The sequence below is a fragment of the Enterobacter cloacae complex sp. FDA-CDC-AR_0164 genome, from assembly GCF_003071645.1.
Lineage (GTDB): Bacteria > Pseudomonadota > Gammaproteobacteria > Enterobacterales > Enterobacteriaceae > Enterobacter > Enterobacter ludwigii.
In genome coordinates this window covers 1806249-1821162 of the sequence record NZ_CP028950.1, presented here as the reverse complement: position 1 = coordinate 1821162, position 14914 = coordinate 1806249, and the positions used below count along the sequence as shown (strand labels likewise).

The following is a 14914-nucleotide window of genomic DNA, read 5'->3' as shown; positions in this document are numbered from 1 at the left end:
AAATCGAGGCAAAAATGAGCAAAGTCAGACTCGCTATCATCGGTAACGGCATGGTCGGCCACCGCTTTATTGAGGATCTTCTCGATAAAGCCGATGCTAACCAGTTCGATATTACCGTGTTCTGTGAAGAACCCCGCAAGGCGTACGACCGTGTGCACTTGTCTTCCTACTTCTCCCATCATACCGCTGAAGAGCTCTCTCTGGTGCGCGATGGTTTCTACGAGAAGCATGGCGTGAAAGTGCTGGTGGGCGAACGCGCTATCACCATCAACCGTCAGGAAAAAGTGATCCACTCCAGCGCCGGACGTACGGTTTTTTACGACAAGCTGATCATGGCGACTGGCTCGTACCCGTGGATCCCGCCGATCAAAGGCTCGGAAACGCAGGATTGCTTCGTTTATCGTACCATCGAAGATCTCAATGCGATCGAATCATGTGCACGCCGCAGTAAACGTGGCGCCGTGGTCGGGGGGGGGCTGCTGGGTCTGGAAGCCGCCGGTGCGCTGAAAAACCTCGGTGTTGAAACCCACGTCATCGAATTTGCCCCCATGCTGATGGCAGAGCAGCTTGACCACATGGGTGGTGACCAGCTGCGCCGTAAAATCGAAAGCATGGGCGTGAAGGTTCACACCAGCAAAAATACCAAAGAGATTGTGCAGGAAGGCACCGAAGCGCGGAAAACCATGCGCTTTGCCGATGGCAGCGAACTGGAAGTGGACTTCATCGTCTTCTCTACCGGTATTCGCCCGCGCGACAAGCTGGCCACCCAGTGCGGTCTGGCCGTCGCTCAGCGCGGCGGGATCATGATTAACGATACCTGCCAGACCTCCGACCCGGATATCTACGCCATCGGCGAATGCGCCAGCTGGAACAACCGCGTGTACGGTCTGGTCGCGCCTGGCTACAAAATGGCGCAGGTTGCCGTTGACCATATCCTCGGCAACCAGAACGCCTTCGAAGGGGCTGACCTGAGCGCCAAGCTGAAACTGCTGGGCGTAGACGTAGGCGGTATTGGCGATGCGCATGGCCGCACGCCGGGCGCACGCAGCTATGTTTACCTCGATGAAAGCAAAGAGGTGTACAAACGTCTTATCGTCAGTCAGGACAACAAAACCCTGCTCGGCGCGGTGCTGGTGGGCGATACCAGCGACTACGGTAACCTGCTTCAGCTGGTCTTGAACGCCATCGAACTGCCGGAAAACCCGGACGCGCTGATCCTTCCGGCGCATGCGTCCAGCGGTAAGCCGTCCATCGGCGTGGATAAACTGCCCGACAGCGCGCAGATTTGCTCCTGCTTCGATGTGACCAAAGGCATGCTGATTTCGGCCATCAATAAAGGGTGCCATACCGTCGCGGCCCTGAAGGCAGAAACCAAAGCCGGTACCGGCTGCGGTGGGTGTATCCCGCTGGTCACACAGGTTCTGAACGCAGAACTGGCGAAACAGGGTATCGAAGTCAACAATAACCTGTGCGAGCATTTCGCTTACTCTCGCCAGGAGCTGTACCACCTGATCCGCGTGGAAGGCATCAAATCCTTCGACGAACTGCTGGCGAAACACGGTCAGGGTTATGGCTGTGAAGTGTGTAAACCTACCGTGGGTTCCCTGCTGGCCTCCTGCTGGAACGAGTACGTTCTCAAACCAGAACATACGCCGCTGCAGGATACCAACGATAACTTCCTGGCGAACATTCAGAAAGACGGGACTTACTCCGTCATCCCACGCTCCGCCGGTGGCGAAATCACCCCGGAAGGGCTGATCGCCGTTGGCCGTATCGCGCGCGAATTTAACCTGTATACCAAAATCACCGGCTCTCAGCGTATCGGCCTGTTTGGTGCACAAAAAGATGACCTGCCTGAAATCTGGCGTCAGCTGATTGACGCGGGATTCGAAACCGGCCACGCCTACGCGAAAGCGCTGCGTATGGCAAAAACCTGTGTGGGCAGCACCTGGTGCCGCTACGGCGTAGGCGACAGCGTCGGCTTCGGTGTGGAGCTGGAGAACCGCTACAAAGGCATCCGTACACCGCACAAAATGAAGTTTGGCGTCTCCGGCTGTACCCGCGAATGTGCGGAAGCGCAGGGTAAAGATGTGGGTATCATTGCCACCGAGAAAGGCTGGAACCTGTACGTCTGTGGTAACGGCGGCATGAAACCACGCCATGCAGACCTGCTGGCTGCAGACCTCGACCGCGATACGCTGATTCAGTATCTCGACCGCTTTATGATGTTCTACATCCGTACCGCCGATAAGCTGACCCGTACCGCGTCCTGGCTCGATAACCTGGAAGGCGGCATCGAGTACCTGAAATCGGTCATCATTGACGACAAACTGGGCCTGAACGACCATCTGGAAGCGGAAATGGCGCGCCTGCGCGAGGCGGTGATCTGCGAGTGGACTGAAACCGTCAACACCCCGGCGGCGCAGACTCGCTTCAGACACTTTATCAACAGCACTCAGCGCGACCCGAATGTGCAGGTTGTGGCAGAACGCGAGCAGCATCGTCCGGCGACACCTTATGAACGTATTCCGGTGACTCTGGTGGAGGAAAACGCATGAGCCAGTGGGTAAACATCTGCAACATTAACGACATTCTGCCTGCCACCGGGGTCTGTGCCCTGCTGGGTAACGAGCAGGTCGCGATATTCCGCCCTCGCCATGATGAACAGGTTTTTGCCATCAGCAATATCGACCCGTTCTTTGAGGCCAGTGTCCTGTCCCGGGGATTAATCGCGGAGCATCAGGGTGAACTCTGGGTCGCCAGCCCGTTGAAGAAACAGCGTTTTCGTTTACGCGACGGGTATTGCATGGAAGATGAGCATTATTCCGTGAAGCCCTACGATGTCCGCGTGAAGGACGGTAAGGTGCAGCTGAAAGGCTAATCTCTCGCCTTTTCAATATGAAAAGCTTATGACCCCTTATGGGTAACGGCAGGAAAAACCGTATGTTCTGTACGATTCCTGCTGTTATCCTGACCTCAATTTCTTACCCCCTCCTTGAATGCTGTGAGGTAATGTCGTGGACCACCTGCCGATTTTCTGTCAATTACGCCATCGCGACTGTCTGCTTGTAGGCGGCGGCGATGTGGCTGAACGCAAAGCGCGCTTGCTGTTAGAAGCAGGAGCCCGACTCACCGTTAACGCCCTGGCTTTTGCCCCGCAGTTTGAGGCCTGGGAAAAAGAAGGGATGCTCACGCTGGTGCAGGGGGGGTTTAATGAATCCCTGCTTGATACCTGCTGGCTGACCATTGCCGCCACGGATGACGATGAAGTGAATCAGCGCGTCAGCGACGCCTGTGAAGCGCGCCGCATCTTCTGTAACGTGGTGGATGCTCCGAAGGAAGCCAGCTTTATCATGCCGTCGATCATTGACCGTTCGCCGCTGATGATTGCGGTATCGTCCGGCGGCCGCTCTCCCGTTCTGGCCCGCCTGCTGCGGGAAAAACTGGAAGCCATCCTGCCGCAGCATCTTGGCCAGATTGCCCACTATGCCGGGCAGCTGCGTTCCCGGGTTAAGCAAACCTTCGCGACCGTGGGCGAACGCCGTCGCTTCTGGGAAAAATTCTTTGTGAATGACAGGCTGGCCCAGTCGCTGGCGAATCAGGATCATAAAGCGGTGGAAGAGACGACGGCGCAGTTGCTCTGCGAGCCGCTGGATCATCGTGGTGAAGTGGTGCTGGTGGGTGCCGGCCCGGGCGATGCCGGTTTGCTGACGCTGAAAGGGCTGCAGCAGATCCAGCAGGCGGATATTGTGGTTTATGACCGTCTGGTCTCCGATGAGATAATGAACCTGGTCCGCCGCGATGCTGACCGCGTATTTGTCGGTAAACGTGCCGGGTACCACTGTGTGCCGCAGGAGGAGATTAACCAGATCCTGCTGCGCGAAGCGCAAAAAGGAAAACGCGTGGTGCGCCTCAAGGGTGGCGATCCGTTTATCTTTGGTCGCGGCGGTGAAGAGCTGGAAACGTTGTGCAACGCGGGTATTCCGTTTTCCGTGGTGCCGGGCATCACGGCAGCCTCCGGCTGCTCAGCTTACTCGGGCATTCCGCTGACCCACCGTGACTATGCCCAGAGCGTACGCCTGGTGACGGGACACCTGAAAACCGGCAGTGAGCTGGACTGGCATAACCTGGCCGCCGAAAAACAGACGCTGGTGTTCTATATGGGGTTAAACCAGGCCGCGACCATTCAGGCCAAACTGCTTGAGCACGGCATGGAAGAGGATATGTCCGTCGCGCTGGTGGAAAACGGCACGTCCATTAAGCAGCGCGTGGTGAACGGCGTGCTGACCCAGTTAGGTGAGCTGGCACAGCAGGTTGAAAGCCCGGCGCTGATTATTGTCGGACGCGTGGTGGAGCTGCGCGATAAACTGAATTGGTTCTCGAATCACTAACGCATATTCCCCCTTCCCGGAGTAGTCCTTATGCGGACTACTCCCCTCTTACCGCTCTCGATAACATACCGCCCGCGAAATGGAATTTTTCCATTTATTCCCTCACGTTAGATCCAATTTTCGGTTTTTCAGACAAGGAATGCGTATGTTTAAACTGGCAAAAGCCGCCGTTCTGGTAGGCATGTTATCGACTCTGACCGCCTGCACCGGTCACGTTCAAAATACCAAAAATAACTGCAGCTATGATTACCTGCTGCACCCGGCAATTTCCATTTCTAAGATCATCGGTGGCTGCGGCCCGGCCGCACAGCAGTAAGCGTTTTTCAGGCGTAAAAAAACCGGGAATGTCCCGGTTTTTTGTCTGGCTCAGCGCGTTTTTTGTCGGGGAGCGCTCATGCTTACCCGACAAAACAGGGTTACGGTTTACCCACAAACCCAATCGCCTGGTACACCGCTTTAAGGGTTTCAGACGCGCGGGCACTGGCTTTTTCCGCGCCCTCTTTCATCACTTTCTGCAGGAAAGCTTCGTCGTTACGGTAGCGGTGATAACGCTCCTGCAGCTCGGTCAGCATGCCGGAAACAGCATCCGCCACTTCCCCTTTCAGGTGACCATACATCTTGCCTTCGAAGTGTAGTTCCAGCTCAGGAATGCTCTGACCCGTCACACCGGAGAGGATATCCAGCAGGTTGGAGACGCCCGCTTTGTTCTGCACGTCGTAACGCACAACAGGTGGCTCATCGGAGTCGGTCACCGCACGCTTGAGCTTTTTAACCACCGATTTCGGGTCTTCCAGCAGGCCGATAACGTTGTTGCGGTTATCGTCAGACTTGGACATCTTCTTGGTTGGCTCCAGCAGCGACATTACGCGTGCGCCGGATTTTGGAATGAACGGCTCAGGCACTTTGAACACGTCGCCATACAGCGCGTTAAAGCGCTGGGCGATATCGCGGCTCAGTTCCAGATGCTGTTTCTGATCTTCGCCAACCGGCACCTGGTTGGTCTGGTACAGCAGAATGTCTGCTGCCATCAGTACCGGGTAATCAAACAGACCGGCGTTGATGTTTTCTGAGTAGCGCGCGGATTTATCCTTGAACTGCGTCATGCGGCTCAGTTCGCCGAAGTAGGTGTAGCAGTTTAGCGCCCAGCCCAGCTGCGCATGCTCTGGAACGTGAGACTGAACGAAAATGGTGCTCTTCTCAGGATCAATTCCGCAGGCCAGATACAGCGCCAGGGTGTCCAGGGTGGCTTTACGCAGCTTCTCAGGATCCTGACGTGCAGTGATAGCATGCAGATCTACGATGCAGTAAATGCAATGGTAATCATCCTGCATGCTGACCCACTGACGTAACGCACCCATGTAGTTACCAATGGTCAATTCACCTGACGGCTGTGCGCCACTAAAAACGATGGGCTTAGTCATTATTCAATTCCTGATTATCACTGTGCGAAAGCCCGAGTGCGGGCAACAAATCTTTGAAGTGGTCGAACACGACGTCCGGCTCACTCAGCGTGATGGCCTCACCGTAGTTGTAGCCATAGGTTAATCCCACTGAAGGACAACCCGCCGCCCTGGCAGCCAGAATATCATTGCGGGAATCACCGACAAAGAGCAGCTCCGCGGGCGTTAAGGATAATTTTCCTGCCACCAGCAGTAACGGTTCCGGATGCGGCTTTTTGTTCTGCACATCATCACCGCCAACAATGACGGAAAAATACTTTGCGATGTCCAGCGCTTCCAGCAGAGGGGCGACAAAAGGTGTCGGTTTGTTTGTCACCAGTCCCAGCGGAATGCCGTTGGCATGAAGCGCACTCAGCGTTTCTGCGACATCCGGGAACAGGAAACTGCCCTCTTCGACCGTCTCTTCATAGAAACGATTAAACAATTTACGCAGGATACGCAGCTGTTCTTCCTGCGGGATATCCGCATGATCCACGCTCGGTTTACCCTGTGCGGAACGCTGGGACACACGCTCCTGGCGGGCCCATGTCAACGCGCGCTCCATCAGGACATCGGCGCCATTGCCAATCCACGTGATGACACGCTCTTCGCCCGCAACGGGCAGTTCAAGAGCATACAGCGCCTGGTCTACGGCGCTGGTTAAGCCCGGCGCGCTGTCGACCAGCGTGCCGTCGAGGTCAAATGCGATACCCCGTGTTGCCTGCAATTTATCCATGACTTACCTTCGCCAGTTCACGGCGCATTTCATCAATGACTTTTTTGTAATCCGGTTGGTCGAAAATCGCTGAACCTGCAACGAACATATCCGCGCCCGCTGCCGCAATTTCACCAATGTTATTCACTTTTACGCCACCGTCGACTTCCAGACGAATGTCGTAACCTGACTCATCAATACGACGGCGCACTTCACGCAGTTTATCCAGCGTATGAGGGATAAACGACTGACCGCCAAAGCCCGGGTTAACGGACATCAGCAAAATGACATCCAGCTTATCCATCACATGGTCGAGATAGCTCAGCGGCGTAGCCGGGTTGAAAACCAGACCCGCTTTACAGCCATTCTCTTTGATGAGCTGCAGCGTGCGATCCACATGTTCAGACGCTTCAGGGTGGAAGGTGATGATACTGGCTCCCGCAGCGGCAAAATCAGGCACGATACGGTCAACCGGTTTCACCATCAGATGAACGTCAATCGGCGCGGTAATACCGTAGTTACGCAGCGCTTTAAGCACCATCGGGCCAATGGTCAGATTAGGAACGTAGTGGTTATCCATAACGTCGAAATGGACGACATCCGCGCCCGCCGCGAGTGCTTTTGCAGTGTCTTCACCCAGGCGGGCAAAATCGGCCGACAGAATTGAGGGAGCAATCAAAAACTGTTTCATCCGCATCTCCTTGAAATGTGTTTACCGGCGGGCAAAACGGCTCAGGGGCGATAAAGCGCCAGGAGTTCGTCCACCTTTTTACGTGTGCCGCCGTTGCTGCTTATGCTACGCCGCACTTTAACCTGAAAATGCTTCGCGGCTTTGTACCATTCGCGCGTATCAGGGGTATCGTGATTCGAAATTAACACCGGAATTCTTTTGCTGACCAGCTTTTCCGCCATCTCCGCCAGACGGGCCTGCTCGGCCGGACTGAAGCTGTTGGTGTGATAAGCGGTGAAATTTGCCGTCGCGGACAGCGGTGCGTAAGGCGGGTCGCAATAGACCACCGAGTTTACACCAGCCAGCTCCATGCACTCTTCATAGGAGAGGCAGTGGAATTCGGCATTCTGCGCTTTTTTAGCAAAGTGATACAACTCATCCTGTGGGAAATACGGACGCTTATAACGGCCAAACGGCACGTTAAATTCACCACGAAGATTATACCGGCACAGACCGTTGTAGCCGTGTCGATTGAGATAGAGGAACAACAGCGCCCGGCGGAACGGATCCTGACTCTGATTAAACTCAGTGCGGAACTGGTAGTAAACGTCCGGATTATTGTGCTCGGGTGTAAACAGCTTCCGAGCCTCTTCCACGTACTCGTCGGTCCGCAGCTTGACGATGTTGTAGAGGCTGATGAGGTCGCTGTTGATATCCGCCAGGATATAACGAGAAAAATCGGTATTCAGGAATACCGATCCAGCGCCCACAAAGGGCTCGATAAGACACTCGCCTTTCGGCAGGTGCTTTTTAATATCATCAAGCAGGGGGTATTTCCCCCCTGCCCATTTCAGAAAAGCGCGATTTTTTTTCATGCTGACTAACTGATTACACCTTCTCCGGCTGTGGAGAAAGCTCCGACAGCATCCTGCGCTTTAAACATTACTTCAGATCAGCCTGAACCTGATGAATTGGCTTAGCCCATGGGTTTTTCGCCTGAACGTCGGCTGGCAGCGTTGCGACAGCACGTTTCGCTTCATCTTTTGAAGCATAAACGCCACTTACCAGCACGTACCACGGCTGACCATTACGGGTGGTCTGATAAACCACATAGTTTTTCAGATTCGTTTTCTTCGCCCAACCGTTGAGGTTGTCATAGTTAGACGAACTGCTCAGCTGCAGCGTGTAATTGCTGGACGGGGCTGACTTCAGCGAACCGACGTTACCTGCAGTCTTGCCTGCTGCGGCGCTGGTTGTTGCCGTTGCTGCAGGTGCAGTAGGTGCAGTTGCAGCTGGTGCCGAAGTGGCAGCCGGTGCCGTGGTGGTCGCCGTTGCTTTCGGTGCTGTCTGCGTAACCGGTGCTTTTGCCGGTTCGCTCACCGTGGCCGTTTCAGTACGTTTTGTCTGAGCTGGCGCTTTCACTTCAGGCGCTTTGACGACTGCCTGAGGTTTGGTTTCACGCTTAGGTTCAATCACAGCCTGCTTACGTTCAGGACGGGTCGCAGGTTGCGTCTGGCGCGGTTTGGTTTCGGTTGCAGCCGTTTGCGGCTGAGCGTTACCACCGCGGATCGGTGCAACGGTCGCAGGTTCAGTTGGCAGCGTAGAGTTAACCACGGCATTGTCCACCTGCGCCTGATTTTGCGGCTGCGTCAGGGCATTGTTCAGGTCGCCCTGAACTTCTACACGCTGCTGGCCTTCCGGCGTGGCAGGTGCCTGACCCTGTGCGGGGGTAGAAGAAACTGGCGGCAGAGAAACATCCTGCGGCTGTGTTGTATTTCCGGCAGTCTGCTCGGCGGAGGTGGTACCCGGCGCTGGCTGCGCACCATTCGCCTGATCGGTCGCATCGTTACCAGAGAGGCTGATGCTCTTCTCAGTGGATGCCGCTTGCTCACCGGAAGGGGTCGAAGGCGCTTTTAGCGCAGAACCAATACCGACAATCAGCAGCACGAGCACCAGAACGCCGAGTCCCATCATGATGTACTGGCGGGAGGCGGGTTTCTGCGCAGCGGCTTTTTTACGTTTACGTGGGCGACGCTCTACAGGCTCTTCGTCCATTGAATCTTCTTCGGACTCATAACCCTCTTCTTCTCGCTCATCACGCGCGTTGCGGCTACGCGAAGGGCGACGATCGTCTGCATCCAGATCAACATCGTCAAAGTTGATCTGCGGCTCGTTATCACGTTCTGAAGATTGACGAGAACGACCAGTACGACGATCGCTGGGATCGGGTTTCAGCTCGTCTTCTGGTTTGAATTCATCCATTTAACACCCCACTCAAAGGCTTATGCCAACGACTTTGCATTTCGCCTGAAGCTAAACGACCACCTGTAACAGTGGCCTGACCTTTCTAGTTGTTACGCCTGCTGACAGTCAGCAATAGCGCCAAGAACCACATCATGCGGCACTCCGCCGCGTACTTCACTCTTCCCTATTGCAAGCGGGAGTACAAGACGCATCTCACCTGCCAATACTTTTTTATCGCGCATCATGTGGGGTAAATACGCTTGTGCCGACATCTCTTTCGGCCCGGTTACCGGCAAGCCCGCACGCCCAAGCAGCGTGATGATGCGTGCCGTCTCTTCCGGTTTAAACTGCCCCAGACGTTCAGAAGTTCGGGCAGCCATTACCATTCCGGCAGCGACTGCTTCACCGTGAAGCCAGTTACCGTAACCCATTTCGGCTTCAATCGCGTGACCAAACGTATGCCCAAGATTCAGTAAAGCACGTAAGCCCGTTTCACGCTCGTCTGCAGCGACAACTTCCGCTTTCAGCTCACAACAACGACGAATGCAGTAAGCCAGTTTCGCCTCATCCAGGCGCAGCAACGCATCCATATTCTCTTCCAGCCAGTCAAAGAACTCGCCATCCAGAATAATGCCGTATTTGATCACTTCAGCCAGGCCAGAAGACAGCTCGCGTTTCGGTAGGGTTTTCAGACAGTCGAGATCCACCACCACCGATGCCGGCTGGTAGAACGCGCCAATCATATTTTTACCGAGCGGATGGTTAACGGCCGTTTTGCCGCCGACAGAAGAGTCGACCTGAGACAGTAACGTGGTAGGGATTTGAATAAAACGCACACCACGTTGATAACTTGCAGCCGCAAAGCCCGTCAGATCGCCCACAACACCGCCGCCCAGGGCAAGCAGTGTTGTATCGCGACCATGCGGTTTTTGCAGCAATGCGGTAAAGACGGTATCCAGTACCGCCAGGCTTTTATACTGCTCGCCATCGGGCAGAATCACACTGTCGACTTTAACGCCCGCCTGTTCAAGCAGGTGGCGAACGCAGTCGAGATAAAGCGGAGCCAGCGTCTCATTGGTGACCAGCATCGCCTGATCACCCGCTTTCAGTGGTAAAAAGGAAGCTGGGTCGTTAAACAAACCAGCCGCGATGGTGATTGGGTAACTACGTTCCCCGAGAGTAACTGTAATCCTCTCCATGACGCGACATCCACCTTTAATGCTTTTACCCGCAGGCGATTGTATATAAAGCCAGAATCAGTTGCTTTCCAGCATATGAATAATCTGGTTTGCAACCACTTTAGCGCTCTGATCGTCAGTACGAATGGTCACATCAGCAATCTCTTCGTACAGCGGATTGCGTTCATCGGCCAACGCTTCCAGAACTTCGCGTGGTGGCGTTTCAACCTGCAGCAACGGGCGCTTTTTATCGCGCTGCGTACGTGCCAGCTGTTTTTCGATGGTCGTCTCGAGATAGACCACTACGCCACGGGCGGAGAGACGGTTGCGGGTTTCGCGAGATTTGACAGAGCCACCGCCTGTTGCCAGAACAATGCCCTGCTTTTCCGTGAGTTCGTTGATCACTTTTTCTTCTCGGTCACGGAAACCTTCTTCGCCTTCTACGTCGAAAACCCAGCCCACATCAGCTCCGGTTCGTTTCTCAATCTCTTGATCAGAATCGTAAAATTCCATATTGAGTTGTTGAGCTAACTGACGCCCAATAGTGCTTTTGCCGGCACCCATAGGCCCAACCAGAAAGATATTGCGTTTCTCTGCCATTTTATCGGTACTACTAAGACTATTCGTTAATGGTAATCCCCGCTTCGCAGACACCCGGCGTAGCAGGACATGAACTGAAACCTCATATGCAATAGAGCGAGAGTCAGACTAAAAATTATCTCAATACTCCGGCTTGTTTGGCAACTGATTAAATCACCGCACCAGACGCATAAGGCAATAAGACGTAAGTCCAACTCAAATCGGTACTCCTTGTATGCTAATTCATGCCCCACGTCAAACATCTGCAACAATCTGAATGCAAAATCATTGGGAGGATCGTGACTCTTCAGCGAATACCGACCAGTCGTGGTGTAATAAACACCACTAACTCCCGTCGTTCATTGTCCTTTCCGTCATGGCGAAAAAGCTGTCCAAGCCACGGGATGTTGCCCAGCCCGGGCACGCGATCGCTTCCGGTTTTATTCTTTTGCGAAAAAATTCCGCCCAGCGCCAGCGTTTCTCCACTTTTTACTTCCACCTGGGTTTCAATTTCTTGTTTATCGATGGCGAGCGTTTCACCATCGGCCTGCTGCAGCACCTGTCCTGGCATATTTTCACTGATGTGCAGCTTCAGGCGTACGCGACCGCCGGGCAGCACCACCGGCGTCACCTCCATGCCTAACACCGCCTCTTTAAATTCCACGGAGGTCGCCCCGCTGTCACCGCTGGAGACCTGATATGGGATCTCACTGCCCTGCTTAATACTGGCCGGTTGCATATGCGAGGCCAGCAGTCGCGGGCTGGCGATGATATCGACCTGCTGCTTTTGCTCCAGCGCCGACAACTCCAGATCCAGCAGCCTGCCGTTAATCCGCCCAATGTTAAAACCCACATGGGTGGTGGCGTTTGCCACGGACAGATCGCTGCCAAGCGTTGTGAGTTGCCCGACTTTGCCCGCCTCCGTTGCGTCGGCGAGATTCCACTTCACCCCCAGCTCACGCAGGCTTTTTTCATTGATGGTCACGATATGCGCCGCCAGTTCCACCTGCTCGACAGGGATATCCATCTGTGTCGCCCAGTGCTGCAGCGTATCAAGCACCGCCTGGTTATCCCGTATCAGCAGACGGTTCGTGCGCTTGTCGACAGACAAACTCCCCTTTGGACTGAGCAGTTTTTCCGCCGCTTTTTGCAGCTCCCCGGCGTCAGCGTAAGAAAAAGGTATGCTGTGCGAGACCAGCGGCGCATCAAGCTGTCGGCGTGTCCGCTCCTGCTCTTTGCGCTCCAGCTGTTCACGCTGCCAGGCTGCGGTGTGAACATAAAAAATGCCCCCTTCTTCATGCAGAACAAGCCCGGCGCTGGTGACGACCGTCTGTAGCGCCTGTCGCCAGGGGACGCGTGTCAGATTGAGCGACAGCGTGCCGCTGACATCTGGCGATACCACCAGATTACGGTTCTCCTGTGCGACCAGCGCCTGTAGCACCTGCACCACCGGTACCTCATCCACCACCAGCGTGACCGGCTTTGGCGCGGCGGCCCACAGCGGATGACTGAACGCCAGCAGCCACAGCGTTATCCTTATGTTCATTCTTTTTCGTTCCTTCTCGTTGCCACGTCCATTGTCTGGGTTCACATGCATCCCCCACATCGACGACCAGTTCCCTTTCATTGAGGGCCGTTACCCGCCAGCCCACCGGGAGATGCTGTTGCGGTGTCAGGCGATGCCAGCGCTTTTGCCCGTCCTGTAAAATGCCAGTGTCCTGCGTGCTGCCCACCATCCCGTGGTAATGCCACTGCGCCAGTTGCCCTACCGCACAAGGGTCATCCGGCGGGCGAAAAGGATCCCGCATCCCGGTCACTAACAGGGCGCAACACACCAGCAGGCAACGCGCGCTATTTTGCATGCTGCTCCTCCAGCTCCACCCGCAGGCGTAATGCCGAACCCTGTGCAGAGAGAGCAAAGGCGGCAACCTGAACATCCCACTGCGCCAGCCGGGTGAAAACAGTCGGGATGGCCTGCCATTCAGCATCCAGCGTCAGTTCCCCTCCGTTTTGCAACGGCTTCCAGTGAACCAGTCTTGTACCCGCCCCATGAAACTCGAGTGGCGAAAAAGGCGTCATTACCGTGGCTTCACGGGGGGCGTGACGCCGCGGCACATGACTGGCGGCGGGCCATAGCGAGACATTAGCCTGTGCGGCCTCGCTGACCTGCCGCTGAAGTTCAGCCACCTGCTTTGTTACCGGTCGAATCACCATGCCCCACGTCATACTCCCCAGAAAGAGAACGCTCAGACACCAGCACAGCACCCGCCATCGGGGGCTACTTTCGCACCAGCGTTCGAACAAGATTTCCACGCATTAGCCCTCGCTTCGCAGATGAAAGGTGAACCTCCAGCGCCCCTGGTCGTCCTGCTGTAATTCCCCCGTCGGCCCCGGGGTAAACCCCACCATCTTTCCGAGCCCATCCCGCAGAGCAGAGAGCGCGGGGAGTGTTGCGGCATATCCGGTTAACATCAGTGAAGGGGGCTGATAGCGCAGTTCGGTCAGCCAGACCTGGGATGGCATCATCCCGGCAAAGGACTCCAGCACCGGCTGCCAGGCGCGTCGTTGAGGCGCTGGCGCGGGCGTCGGCGTCTCCGTGCCTGACCTTGTACGAGACACCAGCGCCTGCTGCACGGACTGCATGCCCGCCAGTTGAATATGCAACGCACGCGTCATCACGAGAGGATTCATCCGCAGGCTGAAAACCCCCATCAGTATCAGCAGCCACGTAGCGACAAACAGTACGCCCCAGAATCGCAGGCAGCGCACGCGTCGCTGCCGCCGCCACGGCAGAAAGTTCGTCATGCTCATTCCGGTACCTCACTCATGGCCAGCGCCAGCGCGACGGTATAATCAGCGCCGCACGCCGGCAGAGGAGCATGGCAACGAACCAGCGCGTCCCAGGGGTCTCGCTGACTATCAAAGAGGGCAATGTCCTGCGGCGTGAGGGCCAGCAGTGCCGCGAGATCGGCCACGTTTTCCGCTTCCGTGGTAAAACGCCGTCCCCACTGATGGCGCATCGCCCACAGCCACTGATGCCCATCCCGCCAGGCGACACACTGCGCCGGCGCTACCGCAGGGAGAAGATTCGCCAGCGCACTGGCATCCGGGGTGATCGTCACGAGCCGTAAACGCAACATCTTTGCCAGCGTCAGCAGGGGGTGAATTTCGTTGTTTTGTGCCGCGGTGACATGGAATGTATTGCTGAATGTATCCTGCGCATAATCAAAACAGAGCGTGTCAGCAGCCATCTCCAGTTCACGCGCGAGCGTCGCCCCCAGCCAGGAGAGCTGTTCGCTGTCGCGCAGCGCCACGCCCGGACGGGGGAGCGATCGTTGCAGCGTGCGGGCCGCCGGAAATGAGAGAAACACCCGGTGGGAGTGGGGCAACGTTTTCCGCCAGTCGCGCAGGGCGTCAACCAGTTGTTCAGGCTGGCAAATTTTGCCATCCCGGATAATCCCGTCGGCCAGAGTGATCGCCCACCAGCGGCACAAACGCCAGCCCGACCGCTCCCGGGCCAGCGCCACTATCTGCACCCTATCCTGTTGAATATGAACGCCTGTTTGCCATGTTTTAAAAGCCATGCTTCACGATCTCCTTATCGCCCGTCAGGTGACGGCTATATCAATGAATCAGGCTTGCCTTTATACTACCGCGCGATTGTTTAGAAACTGCCCAAGTGAAACCAAATGGGAAAT

16 protein-coding genes are annotated in these 14914 nt (G+C 55.7%); 4 read left to right on the top strand and 12 right to left on the bottom strand.

Annotated elements, in window-relative coordinates:
• Positions 1-14: 14 nt before the first annotated feature.
• From nirB to AM410_RS08805, 4 genes are all read left to right on the top strand, one after another.
• Positions 15-2558: a nitrite reductase large subunit NirB gene (gene nirB / locus AM410_RS08820; protein ID WP_073397621.1), complete on the top strand. Its 2544-nt coding sequence runs from the start codon at positions 15-17 to the stop codon at positions 2556-2558.
• A complete protein-coding gene (gene nirD, locus AM410_RS08815; RefSeq protein ID WP_020884585.1) occupies positions 2555-2881 on the top strand; it encodes a nitrite reductase small subunit NirD in 327 nt (108 codons plus the stop codon). Before nirB ends, nirD begins: the two co-directional genes overlap by 4 nt.
• Positions 2882-3017: 136 nt before the next feature.
• Positions 3018-4391 carry a siroheme synthase CysG gene (cysG, locus tag AM410_RS08810; protein WP_020884584.1) on the top strand — a complete coding sequence of 458 codons (1374 nt, stop codon included), beginning with the start codon at positions 3018-3020 and terminating at the stop codon, positions 4389-4391.
• A gap of 145 nt (positions 4392-4536) precedes the next feature.
• The gene (locus AM410_RS08805) at positions 4537-4707 is read left to right on the top strand and encodes a YhfL family protein (protein ID WP_020884583.1); all 171 of its coding nucleotides are present in this window, start codon (positions 4537-4539) and stop codon (positions 4705-4707) included.
• Between the two features lie 100 nt (positions 4708-4807).
• On the opposite strand, the gene trpS is transcribed toward AM410_RS08805, so the two are convergent.
• The 12 genes from trpS to AM410_RS08740 form a co-directional block, all read right to left on the bottom strand.
• Positions 4808-5812, bottom strand: a complete 1005-nt coding sequence (gene trpS, locus AM410_RS08800) for a tryptophan--tRNA ligase (RefSeq protein WP_032680154.1) — start codon at positions 5810-5812, stop codon at positions 4808-4810.
• Complete coding sequence (gene gph / locus AM410_RS08795) at positions 5805-6566, bottom strand: phosphoglycolate phosphatase (protein ID WP_020884582.1); 762 nt, start codon at positions 6564-6566, stop codon at positions 5805-5807. Before gph ends, trpS begins: the two co-directional genes overlap by 8 nt.
• A complete protein-coding gene (gene rpe, locus AM410_RS08790; protein ID WP_014885523.1) occupies positions 6559-7236 on the bottom strand; it encodes a ribulose-phosphate 3-epimerase in 678 nt (225 codons plus the stop codon). Before rpe ends, gph begins: the two co-directional genes overlap by 8 nt.
• A 41-nt stretch (positions 7237-7277) precedes the next feature.
• Positions 7278-8090, bottom strand: coding sequence for an adenine-specific DNA-methyltransferase (gene dam / locus AM410_RS08785; RefSeq protein WP_014171946.1), 813 nt, complete (start codon positions 8088-8090; stop codon positions 7278-7280).
• 67 nt (positions 8091-8157) lie between these two features.
• Positions 8158-9477 (bottom strand): cell division protein DamX, encoded by a 1320-nt coding sequence (gene damX, locus AM410_RS08780; protein ID WP_032680152.1) that lies wholly within the window; start codon positions 9475-9477, stop codon positions 8158-8160.
• Positions 9478-9569: 92 nt separating this feature from the next.
• Positions 9570-10658, bottom strand: a complete 1089-nt coding sequence (gene aroB / locus AM410_RS08775) for a 3-dehydroquinate synthase (protein WP_032680151.1) — start codon at positions 10656-10658, stop codon at positions 9570-9572.
• A 57-nt stretch (positions 10659-10715) separates the two neighbouring features.
• Entirely contained in the window at positions 10716-11237 is a 522-nt protein-coding gene (gene aroK / locus AM410_RS08770) for a shikimate kinase AroK (protein WP_003861630.1), read from the bottom strand.
• Between the two features lie 286 nt (positions 11238-11523).
• On the bottom strand, positions 11524-12762 hold the full coding sequence (gene hofQ / locus AM410_RS08760; protein ID WP_032680150.1) for a DNA uptake porin HofQ: 1239 nt from the start codon (positions 12760-12762) through the stop codon (positions 11524-11526).
• On the bottom strand, positions 12674-13078 hold the full coding sequence (locus AM410_RS08755; protein ID WP_073397627.1) for a HofP DNA utilization family protein: 405 nt from the start codon (positions 13076-13078) through the stop codon (positions 12674-12676). Before AM410_RS08755 ends, hofQ begins: the two co-directional genes overlap by 89 nt.
• Complete coding sequence (locus AM410_RS08750) at positions 13068-13529, bottom strand: HofO family protein (protein ID WP_073397629.1); 462 nt, start codon at positions 13527-13529, stop codon at positions 13068-13070. The genes AM410_RS08755 and AM410_RS08750 overlap by 11 nt, the downstream gene beginning before the upstream one ends.
• Positions 13530-13532: 3 nt before the next feature.
• Positions 13533-14027, bottom strand: a complete 495-nt coding sequence (locus tag AM410_RS08745; RefSeq protein ID WP_073397631.1) for a PilN domain-containing protein — start codon at positions 14025-14027, stop codon at positions 13533-13535.
• Positions 14024-14800: a hypothetical protein gene (locus tag AM410_RS08740; RefSeq protein WP_032679109.1), complete on the bottom strand. Its 777-nt coding sequence runs from the start codon at positions 14798-14800 to the stop codon at positions 14024-14026. The genes AM410_RS08745 and AM410_RS08740 overlap by 4 nt, the downstream gene beginning before the upstream one ends.
• Between the last annotated feature and the right edge of the window lie 114 nt (positions 14801-14914).